Source organism: Psychrobacter urativorans, assembly GCF_904846675.1.
In the GTDB taxonomy this organism is placed as follows: Bacteria; Pseudomonadota; Gammaproteobacteria; order Pseudomonadales; family Moraxellaceae; genus Psychrobacter; species Psychrobacter urativorans_B.
The window spans coordinates 25150-45880 of record NZ_CAJHBT010000012.1; the positions used below are offsets into that span (position 1 = coordinate 25150).

Annotated in this window: 20 protein-coding genes; 12 read left to right on the forward strand and 8 right to left on the reverse strand. The window is 42.1% G+C overall.

Going from position 1 to position 20731, the window contains the following annotated elements:
* The 4 genes from JMY06_RS07115 to JMY06_RS07130 all read left to right on the forward strand — a co-directional run bounded on the left by JMY06_RS07115 (nt 1) and on the right by JMY06_RS07130 (nt 3663).
* Nucleotides 1-1224: an adenylate/guanylate cyclase domain-containing protein gene (locus tag JMY06_RS07115; protein ID WP_201617587.1), complete on the forward strand. Its 1224-nt coding sequence runs from the start codon at nt 1-3 to the stop codon at nt 1222-1224.
* The gene (locus JMY06_RS12010) at nt 1221-1334 is read left to right on the forward strand and encodes a nucleotide-binding domain-containing protein (RefSeq protein ID WP_227672233.1); all 114 of its coding nucleotides are present in this window, start codon (nt 1221-1223) and stop codon (nt 1332-1334) included. The genes JMY06_RS07115 and JMY06_RS12010 overlap by 4 nt, the downstream gene beginning before the upstream one ends.
* Nucleotides 1335-1420: 86 nt before the next feature.
* Nucleotides 1421-2818 carry a nicotinate phosphoribosyltransferase gene (locus JMY06_RS07125; protein WP_201617589.1) on the forward strand — a complete coding sequence of 466 codons (1398 nt, stop codon included), beginning with the start codon at nt 1421-1423 and terminating at the stop codon, nt 2816-2818.
* Nucleotides 2818-3663, forward strand: coding sequence for an SGNH/GDSL hydrolase family protein (locus tag JMY06_RS07130; protein WP_227672228.1), 846 nt, complete (start codon nt 2818-2820; stop codon nt 3661-3663). Before JMY06_RS07125 ends, JMY06_RS07130 begins: the two co-directional genes overlap by 1 nt.
* A gap of 160 nt (nt 3664-3823) precedes the next feature.
* Here JMY06_RS07130 and JMY06_RS07135 read toward each other — a convergent pair whose 3' ends face one another.
* Nucleotides 3824-4111, reverse strand: a complete 288-nt coding sequence (locus tag JMY06_RS07135; protein WP_201617600.1) for a type B 50S ribosomal protein L31 — start codon at nt 4109-4111, stop codon at nt 3824-3826.
* 464 nt (nt 4112-4575) lie between these two features.
* Between JMY06_RS07135 and JMY06_RS07140 the strand changes: the two genes are divergently transcribed.
* A complete protein-coding gene (locus JMY06_RS07140; RefSeq protein WP_227672229.1) occupies nt 4576-5199 on the forward strand; it encodes a YceI family protein in 624 nt (207 codons plus the stop codon).
* Nucleotides 5200-5394: 195 nt separating this feature from the next.
* Here JMY06_RS07140 and JMY06_RS07145 read toward each other — a convergent pair whose 3' ends face one another.
* Nucleotides 5395-5829: a hypothetical protein gene (locus tag JMY06_RS07145; protein ID WP_201617602.1), complete on the reverse strand. Its 435-nt coding sequence runs from the start codon at nt 5827-5829 to the stop codon at nt 5395-5397.
* An 882-nt stretch (nt 5830-6711) separates the two neighbouring features.
* Here JMY06_RS07145 and JMY06_RS07150 point away from each other — a divergent pair.
* Entirely contained in the window at nt 6712-8337 is a 1626-nt protein-coding gene (locus JMY06_RS07150; protein WP_201617604.1) for an FAD-dependent oxidoreductase, read from the forward strand.
* 138 nt (nt 8338-8475) lie between these two features.
* On the opposite strand, the gene JMY06_RS07155 is transcribed toward JMY06_RS07150, so the two are convergent.
* On the reverse strand, nt 8476-9153 hold the full coding sequence (locus tag JMY06_RS07155) for a TIGR00730 family Rossman fold protein (RefSeq protein ID WP_201617606.1): 678 nt from the start codon (nt 9151-9153) through the stop codon (nt 8476-8478).
* 327 nt (nt 9154-9480) lie between these two features.
* Here JMY06_RS07155 and JMY06_RS07160 point away from each other — a divergent pair, with 327 nt between their 5' ends.
* Nucleotides 9481-10107, forward strand: a complete 627-nt coding sequence (locus JMY06_RS07160) for a M23 family metallopeptidase (protein WP_227672230.1) — start codon at nt 9481-9483, stop codon at nt 10105-10107.
* 31 nt (nt 10108-10138) lie between these two features.
* Here the strand turns inward: JMY06_RS07160 and dtd are convergent, their stop codons facing one another.
* The gene (dtd, locus tag JMY06_RS07165; RefSeq protein WP_201617608.1) at nt 10139-10591 is read right to left on the reverse strand and encodes a D-aminoacyl-tRNA deacylase; all 453 of its coding nucleotides are present in this window, start codon (nt 10589-10591) and stop codon (nt 10139-10141) included.
* Nucleotides 10592-10730: 139 nt separating this feature from the next.
* On the opposite strand from dtd, the gene asd reads away from it, so the two are divergent.
* Entirely contained in the window at nt 10731-11564 is an 834-nt protein-coding gene (gene asd / locus JMY06_RS07170) for an archaetidylserine decarboxylase (protein WP_201617610.1), read from the forward strand.
* Nucleotides 11565-11589: 25 nt separating this feature from the next.
* Here the strand turns inward: asd and JMY06_RS07175 are convergent, their stop codons facing one another.
* The 3 genes from JMY06_RS07175 to fadB form a co-directional block, all read right to left on the reverse strand.
* Nucleotides 11590-12165, reverse strand: coding sequence for a hydrolase (locus tag JMY06_RS07175; RefSeq protein WP_201617612.1), 576 nt, complete (start codon nt 12163-12165; stop codon nt 11590-11592).
* Between the two features lie 365 nt (nt 12166-12530).
* Nucleotides 12531-13703 (reverse strand): acetyl-CoA C-acyltransferase FadA, encoded by a 1173-nt coding sequence (fadA, locus tag JMY06_RS07180; protein ID WP_201617620.1) that lies wholly within the window; start codon nt 13701-13703, stop codon nt 12531-12533.
* A 141-nt stretch (nt 13704-13844) separates the two neighbouring features.
* Nucleotides 13845-16004, reverse strand: coding sequence for a fatty acid oxidation complex subunit alpha FadB (gene fadB / locus JMY06_RS07185; RefSeq protein WP_201617629.1), 2160 nt, complete (start codon nt 16002-16004; stop codon nt 13845-13847).
* A 644-nt stretch (nt 16005-16648) separates the two neighbouring features.
* Between fadB and JMY06_RS07190 the strand changes: the two genes are divergently transcribed.
* From JMY06_RS07190 to JMY06_RS07205, 4 genes are all read left to right on the forward strand, one after another.
* The gene (locus JMY06_RS07190) at nt 16649-17692 is read left to right on the forward strand and encodes a polyprenyl synthetase family protein (RefSeq protein ID WP_201617631.1); all 1044 of its coding nucleotides are present in this window, start codon (nt 16649-16651) and stop codon (nt 17690-17692) included.
* A 94-nt stretch (nt 17693-17786) separates the two neighbouring features.
* A complete protein-coding gene (locus JMY06_RS07195) occupies nt 17787-18605 on the forward strand; it encodes a DUF72 domain-containing protein (RefSeq protein ID WP_201617633.1) in 819 nt (272 codons plus the stop codon).
* A gap of 44 nt (nt 18606-18649) precedes the next feature.
* On the forward strand, nt 18650-19117 hold the full coding sequence (locus JMY06_RS07200) for a hypothetical protein (protein ID WP_201617635.1): 468 nt from the start codon (nt 18650-18652) through the stop codon (nt 19115-19117).
* Complete coding sequence (locus tag JMY06_RS07205) at nt 19110-19844, forward strand: hypothetical protein (RefSeq protein WP_201617637.1); 735 nt, start codon at nt 19110-19112, stop codon at nt 19842-19844. The genes JMY06_RS07200 and JMY06_RS07205 overlap by 8 nt, the downstream gene beginning before the upstream one ends.
* A gap of 134 nt (nt 19845-19978) precedes the next feature.
* Here JMY06_RS07205 and JMY06_RS07210 read toward each other — a convergent pair whose 3' ends face one another.
* A complete protein-coding gene (locus tag JMY06_RS07210; protein WP_201528772.1) occupies nt 19979-20608 on the reverse strand; it encodes a superoxide dismutase in 630 nt (209 codons plus the stop codon).
* Between the last annotated feature and the right edge of the window lie 123 nt (nt 20609-20731).

Genomic DNA, 20731 nt, shown 5'->3' on the forward strand with positions numbered 1-20731 from the left:
ATGTCTAATTTGGAAAGCTTATTTCAAAATTACTATGAACAAATCAATAATAAACACTCATCATTGACTAAAAATGAATCATTAGAAGCCTATGATTCACTGACAGAATCGCTAACGCTAGGGCCACAAGCAGAGTTTTTATTACAGGCTCAAATAAGACCCCATTTTGGTAAAAAAGGGGTTAATAACTCTCCAATTGGAACGCACCCTGACTTCATTGCATTAGAAAGTACAAGAGCAACGCAAAATCATTATGCATGTACCTTATTTGTAGACATTAAAGGATCAACTAGACTATCTCTTTTATATGATTTAGATTTTGTTTTTAAATTTAAGAATACCGTTATTCAAGCTTGTGTAGAAATCATTAGATCATTTGATGGTCATGTTCATAGGTTAATGGGAGATGCTGTAATGGCTTTTTTCGGAGGCAGTTCTACTGAAAAAGAAGATGCTATTGCAGATGCAATCAATTGTTCCATTACTCTTAGAGCAATTCTAGAAGAAAGTATTAAACCTTGGATGGAAAAACAAGGTCTTGAAGCAAAAGATTTTGGCTTTAGGGTAGGCTGTGATTTTGGAGACAATCATGAAGTAATTTGGGGAAGCTTCGGCTACCAGAATGTAGGAGAAGTTTCAGCAGCTGGTCTTCCAGTAGATATGGCCTCTAAACTTCAAGGTCTAGCAAGAAAAAATGAGACAATGCTTGGACAAGGATTATTAGACTACGTCAATTGGCCAGAAAAATATTCAAATATTAAAACTCGAGTTAAAAACAATTCAGTTGAAAATCTCCCTATAGTAACTCCAAATCTTACCTACAAGGATAATTCTTCTTTAAACTATAAGATGCGCCAACTTTCATACCTAAATTGCCTAGAGTTCAGTGCCTTACCTAGAGACTTTCGAGAGAGGATTAGTGGTAGCCAGATAAAAGCAAACTCACACATTGAATATAAGTGTTTTTCTATAGTAGACGAAGAGAAAAAAGAATATATTTCATCATCAAGGTTTTTAGATCCAGATATTTCATTAGTTTTCGAAGTTCAAGCTCAGACAGCAAACAGGTTACTTTTCCCTTTGAAGGTGTGTTTTACTAAGACGAATCATGGAGTAGCAACACCAATTGAAGAAAGAGATATTGAGCAAAAAAACCTCTCAGGTACTTACAAAAGAAACGACTTAATAAACATAGTAGTGCAATTGCTCCATTATCGAAAATAGATTTTGAAGAAGCTACCCTTTATCCTGGACTTCATACCATGAAATGTGAAGTTTATGATAAAAATGGGCTTTTACTTTTCCGTGACTGGATAGGTGTCATGATTAAGTAGTCTACTTATTTCACTGCCCAAACCGATGGACGGCAAGGGTTAATCGCCGCAATTTTCGTAGCACCTCAAAGCAGAGGAGTTCTGTGATGTACACCAACAATCTAAATAACCTAATTCTCAATAGTGACAGCTATAAAACATCACATTGGGTGCAATATCCACCCGGTAGTGAGTATATGTCAAGCTATATCGAAGCCAGGCATGCCGACTATGATGTGGTGTTCTTTGGGCTGCAAGCCTTTATTAAAGAATACCTAAGCACGCCCATTACCCATAGCGATATTAATGAAGCCGAGACCATTATTCAAGCACATGGTCTGACCTTTAACCGTGCTGGTTGGGAGCGCTTGGTCGATAAGCATGGCGGTTATTTGCCGCTACGTATTGAAGCCGTTCCCGAAGGCAGCATCGTTCCCGTCTCTAATGTGGTCTGCCAAATCGTCAATACCGACCCCGAGTTTTATTGGCTACCAAGTTATATTGAAACCGCCCTACTACGGGCGATTTGGTATCCATCCACCGTGGCTAGTGTGTCACGCTATTGCAAAGGCATCATTCGCCAAGCGTTAGAGAAGTCTGCGGACAATACTGATTCGCTGCCATTTCGTCTGCATGATTTTGGTTCGCGCGGTGCCTCAAGTCATGAGTCGGTGGCAATTGGTAGTTTAGCGCATTTGGTCAACTTTGCCGGTACAGACTCCATGACTGCTTTGGTTGCGGCCAGTCGTTGGTATCAGATGACTGATGACATGCCAGCATTTTCGATTCCTGCGGCTGAACACAGCACCATGACCGCATGGGGACGCGAGGGTGAAACCGCAGCCTTTGCCAATATGATTGAGCAGTTCGGCGGCGAAGGTAAATCCTTCTCGGTGGTTTCAGACAGTTATGACTTATGGAATACCATTGATAATATTTGGGGCGATACCCTAAAAGATGATGTCAAAAATATGGGTGGGACTTTGGTTATCCGGCCCGATAGTGGTGAGCCAATCAAAGTTATACGCGAAGCATTAGAGCGCTTGGCCGTGAAGTTTGGTACTACTCTTAATAGTAAAGGTTATAAAGTTCTGCCTGACTATGTGCGTATTATTCAGGGTGACGGTATCAATGCCCAAAGCTTGAGCAAAATTATTAATGCAGTGATGGCAGCCGGCTTTAGCACTGACAATATTACTTTTGGAATGGGCGGCGGCCTGTTACAACAAGTCAATCGCGATACCATGAGCTGGGCGATGAAAGCCAGTGCTATCTCAATCAATGGCACTTGGAAAGACATCTATAAAGACCCCGTTACCAGCCATTCTAAACGCTCTAAAAAAGGCCGCTTAGCACTTATCAAAGACAGCAGCGGACAGATGCAAACTGTCAAAGTCGATGATTTAGATGCTGGCACCGATAGTCTACTGCGCGACGTTTATATCGATGGTAAGTTATTAGTTGAAGACAGTCTCACGACTATTCGGGAGCGCACTGGATGGTAATGACAGCCAAAAATCTCCTACTCGCCCCTGTTTACCTCTATCAAGGCCGCAAAGTTAAACGCGATACGGTTCGCTTGCCAGAGCCGGATGGCGACAGGCACGGTCTTCTTAAGCTACACTCTGAAAACAGTGACGGCGTTACAGCTGCCAATTTGCAAACGCTAAGTCTGATGGTTGTTGGCGATTCTGCAGCGGCAGGTGTTGGTAGTGAGACCCAACAACAGGCCTTAGCGGGCAATCTTATTCCAGCCTTACAGCAGCAACCAGCTATTCATTCGCAGTTTAATGAGATTAGCTGGTCATTACAAGCGACTACTGGTTATACCAGTTTTGATATTCTGCGACGGTTGTATGTGCTGACAACGCCTAGCCAGCCAGTCGATGTGATGGTGCTTAGTGTCGGTGTTAATGACACCACCACTAATGTCTCAACTGTGAAATGGCAGCAGCAGTTAGAAGATATTATTGCTATTGCTCAGCGCAAATTTGGCGTACGGATATTGATTTTTGTAAGCCTACCACCGATGGCGAAAATGCCCGCACTACCCGCACCGCTTAATAACTTTATTGGTGCCAAAGCTACTAGTCTTGATCAGGTATTGCAGCACGTTTGTGCTCAGCATGACACCGTACATTATATGGCAACTGATTTTGAGCGCATGGCACAGGAACATAATAAGAAACATGGTAACGGCGACCCTATTGATGCCGCCACCATGTTTGCTAGCGATGGCTTTCATCCTAGCAGCATTACTTATAGCTATTGGGCACAGCAATTGGCAGAATTAATTGTGCCGTTATTACATCAAACACCGGAAAAGTCAGTACAATGTTTAAAAAGTTAAATTAGCCCGTAAATCTTAAACAAAAAAACCGCTGAACATTCAGCGGTTTTTTTATAGTGCAGCTTAGATAACTTTAATTAAATAATACTAATAAGTTACTAAGTTTAGTCTCAGCCAAATGCTTGGTATCAACCAAAGAAGCTTACGTAAGACGTAAAACTTATTCAGCAGAATCAGTATCAGCAGCGGCTTTCTTGTTACGGCCACCGAATCCACCAAAGCGTTTGTTAAAGCTAGCAACACGGCCTTCGGTAGAGCTTTTACGCTGCTCGCCGGTATAGAATGGATGCGACGCACTTGAAATATCAAGTGGGTAGTATGGATATTCTGACCCTTCGTATTCACGAGTGGTTTTGGTTTTTACGGTTGAACGGGTCAAGAAATACACATCAGCGTTAGTGTCGTGGAATAAAACGTCATGGTAATCAGGATGGATATCTTTACGCATAATAAACTCTCTATGTCCGATGTGTGGTCAGTCTGGTCGATTGTTTATCTAGAAGACAGGCACACGTAACTGAGGCACTAAGGGCATCTATCCGTATGGCAACTGCGTCACTGGCTTATTCCAGTACCCAACACCACATCTTCGCTCACTTAGCCTTTCCCCAGCGGGAAAATCAAACGACGATTTTAACGGTTTTTGGTATTTGATGCAAGGTGCTGTACGCGCCGAACACAGATAAAATTTTAATATAAACGCCTCATATTAAACCGATATAAAATAGCCATACTAGGCTGAATAGGCAAGTATGGATAATCATTATTAACGTCGTGAAGACTACTTTAATAACATTACTGACTTTTGGTAACTAATACGTTATAAATGTACCTTATAAATGATTACCGTCATTTATAAGGTACATTTATAATACCGAAATAACAATCAATCATCAACAAGGATAAATTATAATGCACATGACCCACATGAAAACAACCTCTTTATCCACTCGTGTCACTAAGGCGCTTTTTGTTACTTCAGCACTGGCGCTAACCACCGTTGCCAGTGCGGCCCTGCCTACTCAATGGCAACTCGATAATGCTCATACCCGAGTGGGCTTTGAAGTTGAGCATTTAGGGTTTTCGACCACCATGGGTCATTTTGATAAGGTTGATGGCACGCTTAGCTACAATATGAAAACACCCAATAAAACTCAAATGAACTTCGTTATTGATACTGATAGCATCAACACCGCTTGGGCAGCACGTGATGAGCATCTAAAGAAAGACGACTTTTTTAATGTTGCCAAATATCCGACTATGACTTTCGACTCTACTAACGTAAACTTTTATAATCCACAGCAAGCCAAAGTAACCGGTGATTTCACATTACTAGGCAAAACTATGCCACTCACTTTAGATGTGACGTTAAAGAAAATTGCCAATAGCCCGATGACTAAAGAGCCTGTTATTGGCTTTCGTGCAACTGGGAATATCGACCGTGTCGCTTACGGCATGACCACCTTTTCTCAAGGTATTACCACCAATGTTCCTATCCAAATCGATGGTGAACTGATAGAAAGAAAAGTAAAATAATTAATACAAAAAAATTCGACCCATGTCCTTTATTTAACGTCTCCCCGATGATAAGCGAAAGATATTAAATAAAGGATACAAGCCGAATTATTTTTATACTTACTAGTGTACAGTCAGTGCTAGCGTATATTCAATACTACTATGTATCTAGTACTGAATACAGCTTTGACTTACGGCATCATGAATAAAGGCGCTTTATTTGGTTGGAACTACATGCCAAACATCGCCTTTTTTATCGCCTTTTTTATCACCTTTTTTATCATTAGCATAGAAATATAAAGGCTTACCACTCACTGCCCACTGATATTTGCCATCTTCACGTTGGAACGTCGCGAATTGACCAACAGCTTTGGCATTGTTAGGAGCCATGAATGCAGGCCACGCCACCAGACAGGCTGAGCCACATTCTGATTTGTTCATTGAGTCTTTATCAAAAGTATATAAAGTCATATGGTTGGCAGCATCGACCAACATACCATTATTGCTGGCTACTGGTGCCGTATTACTGCTAGGGGTACTATGAACATCGTGCATACCTGATTCGTCGTTACCGACCACATTCTTTAACGTCGAACACCCTGTGACAGCTAAAACGCCTGTTAGTGCAGATAACATGATAATACGTTTCATAATAATTTCCTTATAATTAAAAATGTAATTCGGTTGGTTTAAAGTCTCGTCCGGGTTTGCTTGTTTGAACTTGTGCTCATCTAAACGATAGTCAAATACTGCGTTCAAATGACTAAAACCCTAACGCCTGAAATAAAGATAGCGGCTATCTATCCTAATAATGGATGCCACACTCCAATTATTTTGATCCATTCTTAATAGTATTTCATAGTGGCATTTTTTATTTGCACTCATTACTTAAATACTGAACTTATATAGTAATACTTACATAAGCATGTCAGTAATCAATTAAAATTTTTGGATTTATTTATCATAAATTGGTTGCTGCTCTTTCCATTTTTTAACCTAGCCGCTTTTAAATCTACATTCAGACAGTTTTAATATAGCACATGCTTTAAGTAGGTCAATTCTACCGGTATATAAACTTACAAAACCGTGTGAAAATTACAAATTGAGTCGGATAAACCATCATTTTAATCCCTGAGCTACGGTCGATGCTGCAACTTCATAGCAGTCTGTTGACAAAACTAATGCATCCTCTTACGTATTTACCGGGATATTTACTACAATTTTTTGTAAAATATGCTTTATGATTTTTCATACTAACTTCAATAGGCTTCTATAACGATAAGTAAAACTACATAATTACTTACTATTGAAAGTGACGCAAGCGGTTTATCTTCTCCATTGAACTCAACCGTTACCGCACGCATATAATCACTAACATCAAAAATATCAGTACTAAAAAGCGCGCCGACCCTAGCCGCGTGACACTATGATTAAAAATCATTAAGCACATAAAGCGATAAAGACAAGTTGTCAGCCCGTACCGATGCTCACTACCCATCTGACGCTTACGACATCAAGGATATGACCACAACAATGACTCAATCTTCTACGAATATCAAACCTCAAGCCGTTAAGCATGATGCGGCGACTCTTTACCAGGCCCATGACGAACAAGTAAAACGCGTTGGCATTCTTGGTGGCGGTACAGCGGGGGCAACCATTGCTATTCGCCTTGCCGCCTTAGGTCTTGAAACCTATGTTTTTGAAAAACAAAAATCGCTAATCGATGGCCCGCCAATGTGTCATTTGCATGCCGGTGGCAATCTATATCGCGAAATCCCTGATGAGGATTGTGTGGCGTTACTGAAGCAATGTATCGATATCCTGCGCCTATATCCTTATACCATCGATGTACGCCCAACGGTATTTGCCGTGCCGACTCGCGATGAGGGCTTGCCAGAAGATTTATTACCGCGTCTCGATATTTTAACCCAGGCTTATCGTGATCTTATCGAGCAAGATATTAATAATAAAGTTTTAGGCGAGCCGGAAAATTATTATCAGTTATATGGCCATGAGCAGCTGATTGAGCTGTCTGAGCGCGAGCAAGTTCCTGTGCCTAGCAGCGTAGACGAATGGCTGATTCCAGTTGCCAAATACCTAGACTTAAACAAGGTTAAATTCCCATTAATTGTGGTTCAAGAATACGGTTGGAATATTTTTCGCTTGGCGGCTTCTGCGCAGTTGGCATTAGATGAATACGACCATGCCCACGTTTTTACCAATACTAAAGTTAAAAAAGTCGTTGCGGTCGATTGTGATAACTGTGCGAACGCCGACCACCATGTCAGTAAATGGCGTATTGATTATGAGCAGCACAGCGAGACTCAAGATAATGAAGCTAAAGATAATGAAGCTAAAGCTGACTCTATCGAAGTCGATTATTTAGTCAATGCTTGCGGCTTCCGTACCGGCATTATTGACGATATGGTTGGGGTCGAAGTCAAGCGCATGGTGGAATTCAAATCCTCCTATATTACCCATTGGGACAATACTGGCGGACAAATTCCAGAGATTATTATTTACGGCGAGCGGGGTACTCCTGAAGGCATGGCGCAGCTGACTCCTTATCCAAGCGGCTATTTTCAGATTCATGGCATGAGCAAATTCATTACCTTATTTGATGATGGACTGGTGGCCTCTAACGAAGACAGCGCCCAACCTAAGCTCCCTGCACAATATGTCCATTACATAGAAGATGGCTGGGATAAAGCACCACTACAAGCCCGTAGTCAGCAAGCGATTGAATATATGGCAGAATTTGTACCGACTTTTAATAGTGCCCGCACTGTCGGCAATGCCTTATATGGTGGTCAGCAAATCCCCGGTATCGATGATACGCTGCGAGTAGCGGATGTGAGCTTATATCCTAATTTGCACTATGCTCGCGCTGAAAACGTTAAGGCCTCTTCAACCTTACTTGCCGCCGACGAGATTGTTAATCAGCTCATCGAGCTTGGTTTACTAGAGAATGACCTGCCTGCCGATCGTGATCGCTATGCTCATGAATGGGCCTATTTAGCCCGTAATGACAGCATTACTATTGATGAAGTGGCACGTGAATTGGCCGATGAGCGTGGGTTCCCGTTGGCAATGGCCGGTGTCAATCACAGTATTCGTGAAGAGGCATTAAGTAATTTGACATCAGCTGAAATATAAGCATTTATATTTAGCTACAAAAGCTAAAAATTAGGTATAAAAACCGGAATCCAAGACCACTCATTAGCCGTCTGTTCCGGTTTTTTATTTTATTCAAAGGGGTTAATGTTGTACGTACTATTATTAAACCAATTAATATTAATTACCTGCCATGGTTTCGGTATCTACGTCATCATCAATTTTGACTACGACGTGTAATAAGTCAATGGCCTCGGCAATCGTATTACAAACCACCAACCGCTCAAGATCTTCTTGCTTCATAAAACCTTGGTCAGCTGTATATTTCAAATGGTCAATCAGACGGTCATAGAAACCATTGATATTTAGAATAATCATCGGCTTTTCATGCTGATACAGCTGTCGCCATGTGGCAATTTCCATAATTTCCTCTAATGTACCAAGGCCACCGGGTAAGGTGATAAAGGCATCAGCATACTCTGCCATGACTGTTTTACGGGTGTGCATGGTATCAGTCAGATGCAGCCGCGTTAGCTGCTGATGGGCAATTTCATGTTTGAGCATAAAGGTAGGAATCACCCCAACCGCCTGTGCACCGCCTTTAATAACTTTATCTGCTACTGCGCCCATCAGACCAATACTAGCGCCGCCATAGACCAAACCCAAGCCATTTTTGGCTAATGCCTGACCGAGGTCACGCGCGGCTTGCTCATAGATGTCGCTATTGCCTAATCGCGAGCCACAGTAAACGGCGACTAATGGCATAGCTAGCGTTGACTTATCCACCGCTTTTTCAATATTAGTGATATCTTGGCTGGTTATTACTTCATAATTTTCATTGTTAATTTTCATTTGCATATAGCGTCCTTAATTTTTACTTAAATCGTTATTTTTGCGTACTTTTTTTAAATTATGTTCAACGGTTTGCTGGTTTGAATAAATATTCGACTACTTTTTTTAGTCAGATTTATATATATACGTTATACGTGTCTACCAGAGCTCTGAGAGGGTTGTCAACGATATATGAATTACGCATAATAAACGTAAACACTATCAGGCTCTATTGCCAGCATTTATCTTACCATAAGCCGCGCTATCTCGCGGCGACAGCGATTTAACAACACGCAATTACTACATTTTTTACGCTGTTGTAGCCACTAAACGGTAACATCTAAGGTCATTACTATGCCGCCACCAACGTTAAATAAGCACCAGAATCGCAGGCATATTAATAAATACTTACGCACGCTAATAGTGCTGATAACAACATTTATAAAGACAGTTACTAAAGCTGGCATCATAATTTTATTCTTATTTGCCATACAACTGCTTATAGTGAAAATCACCCAGCAATCACAATCCTTCATGGCGTCAACATGGCAGCGGCTCACCTTGTTACAACAAGAATTGCCAACAGAAAATAGCTTGCCAAGCCCGCTACTAGACCGACATCTAACCGATACCTGGGCCGGCGCCCGCAGCGAAGGGCGGTCACATGAAGGCATTGATATTTTTGCGCCACGTGGCACGCCTATTGCGGCCACAACCCAAGGAATAGTAAGTAAAGTTGGCAATAATAGACTGGGTGGCCGCGTGGTGATGGTCATAGGGCCTGGCGGTGCGAGCCACTATTACGCCCATTTGGAAGACTACGCAGATATTACCCCGAACGATTGGGTCGATGCCGGTGATATTATTGGCTATGTGGGCGACAGCGGCAATGCCAAAGGCACGCCGACGCATGTGCATTATGGTATTTATATTAATGGTAGCGCGGTCAATCCTTACCCTTTATTATCCAAGTCTAAGTAGCTACTCTCAACCCGCTTAAACTTCTACTACCTTAAACTTCCAATAAAAAGTTTAGTGGGCCATCATTGATACTTTCAACTTGCATATTAGCCCCAAAATGTCCGCTCGCCACCACTGAATGCTGAGTATGCGCGTAAGCTAACAGCTCAGCAAACAAGGCTTGCGCGGCATCGGGTTTCATCGCAGCGCCAAAATCAGGGCGACGGCCGTTATTGGTATTTGCCATTAAGGTAAATTGAGATACCAATAAGAGTCCGCCGCCGACTTGTTGTAGGTTTTGATCCAGTTTCCCAAGCTTGGTAGGATCACTAGTATTCTCAAAAATACGATAAGTGAGAATTTTATCTATAAGCCGCTGCGCACTCTGTATATTATCGTCATGCCCCAGCCCAATATATGCCAATATACCGTGCTCGATACTGCCAACACAACTGTCATTAACCGTGACGTTGGCACGGCTTACGCGCTGAATAAGTGCTTTCACTGATTGTCTCCTTTACAGATTATGGTCATACGACAGCTGCTGACCGTGATAAAATATAAACATTAATTATAATTTTTAACTTTTCTTGATTATTTTTTTAGCGTTTCTTTTATTTTAATTCTTATTTTGGTAGCCTATTATGACTTTATTTACCACCATCCAGCAGTTTGTGCCACAACAGCAACTGAGTAAAATAGCCGGACGCTTAGCTGCTAGCCGCCATCCTTTAGTTAAGCGCGCGTTTATCCGCAGCTTTGCCAAAGCTTATAATGTCGAACTGGATGACTATGAGCGTCAGAGCTTTAATGCTTATGAGAGCTTTAATGACTTTTTTACCCGCGAGCTAAAAGACGATGCACGTACTATTGATAAAACTTCGCACGGTATTGTTAGCCCTGCCGATGGCATAATCTCGCAGCTTGGACAGCTTCATGATAATAAGTTACTGCAAGCTAAAGGTCGCCATTATGACGTCGGACAGCTACTCGCTGATAGTGAAGATGGTCACTATTTTGCAGATGGTAGCTTTGCCACGGTTTATCTAGCACCAAGCAATTATCACCGTGTCCATATGCCATTTGCTGGTACTTTGACTAAGACCCGTTATGTTCCCGGCACTCTATTCTCAGTGAATAATAGCACTGCCGCTAATGTGCCTGATTTATTTGCCCGCAACGAGCGCTTAGTATGCATGTTCGATACCGAATACGGCAAGGCAGCAGTCGTCATGGTTGGGGCGATGATTGTCGCTGGTATTGAAACACAAGCGACGGGTAAGATTATCCGTACAGACGATATTCAAGAAGCTGAGCATGATATGAAATTTGCGCAAAGCGATGAGCTAGGACGTTTTTATTTAGGCTCAACGGCGATTGTGGTATTACCAAAAGCGGCAAAAGCAGACTGGTTAAATGGTATGACGCCTAACACTGCTGTACAGCTTGGACAGTTATTAGGCGTGGCAAAGGTATAGTTTATTGACCGTAGCGCTGTAGTTGCTACTTAATCAAGTTACTAATCGTCTTAAAGGCGGGGTCTTTACTGCTACGACACAGCTCAAACAAGATAGTCTCTACAGTAGTAATGACTCCGCCCGCTCTACGTATACGGCGCAGCGCGAGTTTTTTATCATAAGGAAAACGCGAACCTACTGCATCAGCAATAATGACCGGTTGCATACCATTATCCAATAGATCAAGTGCCGTTTGTAGGACACAAACATGAGTTTCAACGCCAAATAACAACACAATACTGCGATTTTGCTGAGCAAGGTGATTCCATGAGTCGTCATTGTCACAAGCACTAAAGGTGACTTTTTCAAAACCTCTAGCATTATCGCCTTCTAATAGCTCACGGATCTCAGGTAAAGTTTCACCCAAACCTTTTTTATATTGCTCATTAAGCATAATAGGAATATCGAGCGCTTGCAGACCTTTAACCAAAGTAACAATCTTTTTGACGATGTTTTCATGGTCATTAATATGCGGAGTCAGACGTTCTTGAACGTCAATGACCATCGCTTGCGTGTTTTCTCGAGCAATACGGTAAGTGCGATCGGTAATCATAATAGCCATGGTACACTCCTTGTACGCCTGCAACAGAGCGCTGCAGACTAATATATTGTTTGATTGGATATTAAATGAGGGTTTAGTTTTATAGTTATAACACTCTTCCTTATTTAGTCATATTTTATTCAGGGCGTCAATGAGGATAGTCGTTAATAAGAGCTATTCAGCCCTAATACAGACTATTAAGCTCTAATAATCGCTATTTAATAATAGCTTATAAGATTTTTGACGACCCTATTTGATAATCCTAATAAACAATATGCACATACAGAAGCCCCCAGTCATAATGACTGGGGGCTTTATTAATAGTTAGGGTTTTATTAAAAAAATAAATCTATTTTTAAATTATTGAATATCTAGCGAGTTAAGACTTAAACCCGTTCAATAATAGTAGCGATACCTTGACCAAGTCCGATACACATCGTAGCCAGACCAACTTCGGTATCCATCTGTTCCATAGCGTTCAATAAAGTCACAGTAATACGTGCACCTGAACAACCCAGTGGATGACCTAGAGCAATCGCGCCGCCATTGATATTGATGATGTCTTGCTTATCAGTCAGGTCCATGGCTTTCAGCACCGATAAACTTTGTGCCGCAAAGGCTTCGTTCAGCTCAATGGTTTGCATATCATCAAGGCTCATGCCAGCACGTTTTAATGCTTTTTGCGTGGCAGGTACAGGGCCATAACCCATAATAGCTGCGTCACAACCGGCAATCGCCATGCTGCGAATACGAGCGCGCGGCTTCAGACCCAAGTCTTTGGCTTTTTGGGCGCTCATGACTAACATCGCTGACGCACCATCTGATAATGCTGATGAGGTTGCTGCCGTAACGGTGCCGCCTACTGGGTCAAAGGCTGGACGTAGCTTTTGCATTTGCTCCATCGTTGCATCTGGACGAATCACCTCATCAACGGTACACAGTTGCAAGCGACCTGCAGCATCATGACCTTCGATACCGATGATTTCATTTTTAAAACGACCTTCAGTGGTTGCTTCCCAAGCGCGGCGATGCGACTCAAGACCAAAGGCGTCTTGTTCTTCGCGGCTGATATTATTCATCCGGCCCAACATTTCAGCGGTCAAGCCCATCATGTTTGAGGCTTTGGCATAGTGTTTAGAAGCTTCAGGGTTGAGGTCAACGCCATGCATCATACCGACGTGACCCATATGTTCAACACCACCAATGATAAAGGTATCGCCTTGGTTGGTCATGATTTGTGCAGCAGCCGTATGCAGCGCCTGCATTGATGAGCCGCACAGACGGTTAACCGTTTGGCCACCAGCGGTTTTTGGAATATCAGCCAATAGACCAATGTTACGGCCGATGTTTAAGCCTTGTTCTAGCGTCTGATTGACACAACCCCAGATGATATCTTCAACATCTCGCGGGTCAAAATCGTTACGTTCCACTAAAGCGCGAACCAATTCAGCAGATAAGCTGTCAGCGCGCACATGGCGGAACATACCGTTCTTAGATTTTCCCATTGCTGAGCGAACGCCATCGACGATGACCACATCTTTTGGACTTAAAATTGTCATATTATCTTCCTTTCAATTTTTATTATCAGTGTCAGTACAGCTTGCTCGTAATATTGTATTGATAGCTCATAATTCATAATAAATTATTAGTAATCGTTACCGAGCATGCGTACTGAACTTCATCCTAGTAGTGACTGATTATTACGTAGTCGCGTAAAAGGTCTCGCCAGCAGCAGCCATATCGCGAATTTTTTGCGGGGCGGCATAAGCTTTGCCAAGGTCGGCATATTTTTCGCACAGCGCCAAGTAGTTATCTAAACCCATTTGGTCGATATAACGGCAGGGTCCACCACGGAATGGTGGGAAACCAACGCCCATAATCATTGCCATGTCAGCTTCTGCTGGAGTGTCAACGATATTATCTTCTAAGCAACGTACGGTCTCATTACAGAAAGCCAGCATCATACGGTCGATGATCGCTTGGTCATCAAACTCTTGAGTATTGCTATCAGTGGTGTCTTTTAGCAACTCATAGGTCGCATCGTCAGCCACTTTCTTCGGCTTGCCGCGTTTGTCCAGCTCATACTTATAGAAACCAATACCGTTTTTCTGACCTAGACGCTCATTATTATAAAGATGTTCAATCGCGCCTTTATAATCAGGCTTCATGCGGTCGGGATAGCCTTCTGCCATCACTTCTGCGCCGTGTACACCCGTATCTAGACCAACCACGTCGATTAGATAAGCTGGACCCATAGGCCAGCCGAATTTTTCCATGACTTTATCGACATGGACGAAATCCGCACCTTGCTTAAGCAACAAGTCAAAAGCGCCAAAGTATGGGAATAGAACACGGTTCACAAGGAAGCCTGGGCAATCATTAACTACGACAGGCACTTTGCCCATTTTAGAGGCTAGCGCAACGGTGGTAGCGATGGCTTCTTCAGAGGACTTTTCACCGCGAATAACTTCAACCAATGGCATACGGTGTACTGGGTTAAAGAAATGCATACCAACAAAGTTTTCTGGACGGGCAAGCGCTTCCGCTAAATAAGTAATCGAGATGGTTGAGGTGTTTGAAGCTAAGATACAGTTGTCTTTGACCAAGCCTTCCACTTCTTTGAGTACCGCACGCTTAACGTTTGGATTCTCAACCACGGCTTCGATAACGATATCAGTTTCGCCAAAGTCGCCATAGTTTAAGGTTGGACGGATACGGCTTAAGGTTTCACCCATTTTGGTAGCCGTCATTTTGCCACGGTCGACCATTTTACCTAATAACTTGCTGGCCTCACCCATGCCCAAATCTAACTGTTCAGACTTGATATCTTTCATGATAATTGGCAAGCCTTTGCTGGCTGCCTGATAAGCGATACCGCCGCCCATGATACCAGCGCCTAGTACAGCCGCCTCGGTAATTTCATGTGCTTGCTTGCTGTGTTGTTTGGCTAATTTCTTAACCAATTGGTCATTTAAGAATAGACCAACCAAACTTTCAGCTTGTGGGGTTTTAGCCGCTTTAGCAAAACCCGCTGCTTCCACTTCAAGCGCTTTATCACGGGGTAAATTAACGTGTTTTTCAATCGCTGCAATAGCAAGTGCTGGTGCAGGATATTGCTTAGGATTGGCCTTGGCAAAAATCATGGCTTTAGCACTACTAAAGGCCATCGTTTGCTCAAGCTGGTTTAATTTAACCGGATTAAGTTTTTCTTCACGGCGTGCTTGCCAATTAAGCTCACCTGAAATGCACTTCTTCACCAAATCAATCGCAGCATCTTGCAAATCATCAGCAGGAACGGTCGCATCAACTAAGCCTAATTTTAAGGCATCGAGTGCTTTTTTTGGTTTGCCAGTAGCGATAAGCTCAAGCGCGTTATCAATACCGATAATACGCGTACTACGAACCGTACCACCAAAGCCTGGGAAAATGCCCAGTTGAGTTTCTGGCAAGCCGATAATTGCTTTTTCGCTCATGACCCGATATTCGCAAACCAGGGTCATCTCACAACCACCGCCCAGTGCTGCACCATTAATCGCCGCAACTTTAGGGAAAGGCAAATCCTCAAAGCGGTTAAAGTCGTTATTAATACTAATAACCCAGTCTTTGATATCTTCTTCTGATTGTTTAAATGAGGCCACAAATTCAGTAATATCAGCGCCAGCAATAAACACGCCTTTGGCTGAGGTGACAATCAAACCTTTGACATCACTGGCTTCCTCTAATGCTGTGACTGCTTCACCAAATTGTTTATTGGTCTCAGCATCGAATTTGTTAACGCTCTCATTTTCGGCGTTGTACTGCATATTGGCGATGCCATCCTCTAGCATGCTTACCGTAATGCGATTTCCTTGGTATACCATTTGGAACTCCTTACTATGTGTTAAATTTTAAATTATAAAAGCTACGTTTTAGAATTAAAATAAATAGCCTGTTAAATTGTGCAGCCTAATGTCTTTATTATCTAGCGCTCATTGACATGGCGCTTCGTTGTTATACTGACAGTTTTATACTTGCTTAAATTTAAGTCTAATCTTTCATATCTCATATTTTGTAATAATGGCGAAACACTACCTTTGCAGCGGGCTAAAGACTGTCTTTAGCCTTGTAAATACTAAGCATTGACGCCATTAGACCGTTTTTGACGTCAATCAGTGTAGGGGATTATGCCCCCAACTGTCACAAGCTAAAACCATACTCACAAGTCACTATTAAATCAATCGCAGGCATTTACCTCACTACCTTTGTGCATTATGAGCGTATACCGAGTAATTATATTCGTTGATGTTAACGATATTATTAATATCAAACTGCCACTTCATCAAAGCACATTCAGACGCCAAGTTAAATCATCGATACGTAACCAAAACTTATAGAACACTTATTATAAAAACAAATGTAGAAAACAGTAAAAAATAAGTCCTACTTAAAGGCCTAATACAAGCCTCAGCCCCTATCATGCTACACTAACCCTATTTTTATTATTCACCTGATAACTGGTTGGGTTATGACTATCTCTACTGCACCGCGCTTTGTTCCTTTTACCACTTTTGAACCTTTTCACCATGCATTACGGGCGCAATTAGCACAAGATATCGACGCGCTTTTTGCTTATGCTGATTTGCCAAGTCCACTCAACGATGCTTGCCGCTATGTGATGACCGGCAACGGTAAACTGGTTCGTCCCCTACTGCTCGCCAGCGCCTTTGTTAGTATCAGCGCTAGTAATAAGCAAATGGCCAATAGGTCAACTAGCAATCAATTTTCTAATACAAAGGCTATTGATGGTACGAGCGCAATAGAGAATCTAAATGATTTTTTAGACGCTGATGTACGCTACGATATGTGTCGGCGTGCGGCATTGGCCGTGGAGCTGCTGCACACTTATTCATTAGTGCATGATGATTTGCCCTGTATGGATGACGATGCGCTACGCCGTGGTCAACCCACTTGTCATATTGTCTTCGATGAAGCGACGGCATTGCTGGCAGGTGATGTATTGCAGACACTCGCTTTTGAAGTGCTAACCGCAGAGATTCCAACCTTCGCGCCTTTTGATTCGCAGGTAGCCAGCCAACTATTAGCCATATTTGCGCCACGAGCGCGGCGCATGGTATCTGGTCAAATGCTTGATTTGAACGCTGAAGCCAGCGCTGCGGTCTCGCAAACTGCTTTAGAAGCCATTCACCGTGATAAAACCGGTGCCTTGATTGAAGCAGCGGTATTAATGGGTGGGATCTGTGCGCAAGCAACTGCCCTACAGCGGATAGCATTACAAGACTGTGCGCAGCATATTGGCCTCGCCTTTCAAGTTCAAGATGATATTTTAGATGTCACTGCGAGTACTGACGCTTTAGGCAAACCTGCCGGTAGCGATGAGAAGCTCGATAAATCTACCTACGTAAAATTGATGGGTGTAGAAGCTGCTAAAAATTATGCACAGTCGTTATTTACCGATGGACGGGCAGCGATAACACGCGAGCTTGGTGACAGTACAGAAAGCTATGCCCTACTTGAACTTATCGAACGGCTCTGGTCTCGTAAAAAGTAGCCCCGTAAAAAATGGGCACGCATAAAATGAGTCCATAGAAATATATGTTTAGAAAAAAAATGGATGAAAAAGGACTTTAATTCAGAGGGCGGCAATGACTGACACCAATACCCAACGTATTTATCTAGGAACAGGTGGCTATAGCGATACCGATTTATTAGGCACGCTTTATCCAACCGGTACTAAGAAAACTGACTTCTTACGTGAATATGCCAAGCGATACGGCGCGGTGGAAATTAATAGCACTTTTTATGCCCCCATTGGTCAAAAGGCCTTTGCCGGTATGGTCGACAAAGCTTATGTTCAGGCCAAAAGTGAATTACAATTCGCCGTCAAGCTCCATCAAGACTTCACTCATGCCCGCAAAGGTAGTGCGGAACACGCACTGTCTTTTCTTACTGCCCTAACGCCATTAATAGAAGCGAACTGTCTAGCACCCCTGTTATTACAGTTCCCGCATGGCTTTGACCGTACCCGAGATAATAGGCTGTATCTAGCCAATCTAGTCAGCTGGTTTAAAGACTATCCATTAGCTGTTGAATTCCGTCATGCCAGCTGGCATACCCCACAAGTCGTCGATAGTTTTGGTGAACAAGGTCTCATTTGGTGCAGTGTTGATTATCCCAAAGTTAACGGTCTACCGCCATCACGACTGATATTTACTCAGCGCACCGGCTATCTAAGAATGCATGGTAATAATCTAAACTGGTGGGATGCGATGAGTGCCAGCGACCGTCACGATTATCGTTATAGCGAAGCTGAAATACAGGGTTGGGCACAAGCGATTGCCAATCAGCGTCAGTACTTTGATTGCCTTTATATCTTTTTTCAAAATACGGTCAATGCGCATGCTTTTTATAATATTGCGATGTTAAGAGAGGCGTTGGGTAGTTTTGGGTTTGAGGTGTTGTGAGCAACCTAGACTTTTAAGTAACGTCAATTATAGGAGCTATAGGTATGGAAATAAAAGTTAGAGAAGCTGATGATGTGCAATTAGATATAGATGCTCAAAGCATCGTTATATTGCCGTATAATTATGAGGCTAATAAAAACTACACATATAACTCAACATCAATTTCGTTTTACAAATACGCTAAAAGCAAGCTTGATATTAAGTACTTCACTGAACCTGAACTATTAGTTGAACAGCGCTCTGGAGACTGGTTCGCTCCCGTCTTGTTTGTATCTTCTGTAGCTATGACGCAAAATCCAGAACTGATAACTATCGCCTTGAGTGTAATTGCAAATTATGTAACTGACTTTTTCAAAGGTAAAGATAGTCCTAACATTCGACTTAAAGTGGTTCACAAAGAAACAAAGACGTCGAAATTGACAGAGATATATTATGAAGGTGGGCTAGATGGATTAAGCCAATTAGAAGCGTCAATAAACAAAATCGCTAATAAAGGTACATCTGATGAATGATAAGAAAATCTTTAAGGATATTCGTAGTGACTTCTGCAATTTTATAGACTCTTGTAGTCACTATGGTTTCTATACAAGAGCAATAGATTTACAGCGTAAAAAAGTTTTAGATTGCGAAAATTATCTAGAAGTTATTAAACAGTATAAATATCAAGCTATTGGAAGAGAAAATGAGTATGAGGCTAACCAGCTTTTTCATATGCAATGCATGATTAACGCCTTACGATCTTATCTTTTTATGTGGATTCAACTCAAAGAAGGTGAGTTTCAAAAATCTTGGACTAGTCTAGTAGATGTTCAAGAATATACTGCTATCGCATTAAAAACTAATGACTACGAGGGTGTTCGAATTTTTGAGGCACGTTTGATAAGTGCTGAAAAGTCTCTTTTTCCTAATTGGAATAGATACAATAGTTGTGGTTTTATAGAAACTATCGGGGAATGTTCTATATGTCATAATTTATTTTTTGATTGCGAGCATATAGAGAATGCAATCTATATGGGTAGTCTCTGTGAGCGTATAAATCGAAAGGTCGTAGAAATTAACCATGTTGCACTCGTAGAAAACCCACGCGACCGTAGATGTATTTTTACTAATATATCAGATGATGATGGAAACGAAATCGATAACTTTACTTTAGAGAAAACGGGAAACAAAGTAGATAACAATGATGGTTATCATTGCAAGGCTACATTATTCTATTTTTCTAGATTAGATGTCTCATAATTAAGCCTATAGTAGGACTAATTATGAAGTAATGTAATGGCTCTAATGAAACTGTAGCAATGAAAAAAAGGACACCTCGCGGCGTCCTTTTTTCTACTTATAAAGCTACGATAATCTAATGATTAAAGAGTTATTTACTCTTCAACGCCAGCATCTTGACCTTTATATTTTGCATTAGCGTAGTCCCAGTTCACTAATTTGTCTAGGAACGTGTCGACGTAATCAGGACGACGGTTACGATAATCGATGTAGTAAGCATGCTCCCACACATCACAAGTCAATACGGCTACTTGATCATGCGCTAATGGGTTATCAGCATTACCAGTTTTAGCGATTGATAGTTTGCCGCCGACTTTATCGGTAACGAGCCATGCCCAACCTGAACCGAACTGTGACGTTGCTGCGTTTTTGAACTCCTCACGGAACTTATCATAGCTACCGAAGTCTTCTTCGATTTTGCCTTTTAGATCGCCAGTAGGTTCGCCACCGCCATTCTTAGGCGTCATGCAGTTCCAATAGAACGTATGGTTCCATACTTGGGCTGCTTGGTTAAACATCGTTTGCTTGCTGTCATCTTTAGAGGCCGCTACGATGATTTCTGGTAGCGTTTTGTCTTCTAGACCAGAACCAGGTAGCAGTTCATTTAGCTTATTGACATAGGCTGCATGATGCTTGTCATGATGATATTCTAGCGTCTCGGCACTGATATGTGGCTCAAGCGCGTCTTTTGCATATGGTAGGTCTGGTAAAGTAATCTTTGACATAGTTATTTTATCCTTGCTGTTTTAGCCGTTAATCTTATATTTCAATCACGCGTCTGTGTTAAATACACTTACCTCAAACTTTACAGACAACGTAAACGTTACCACGACATCCTCAGATATTGT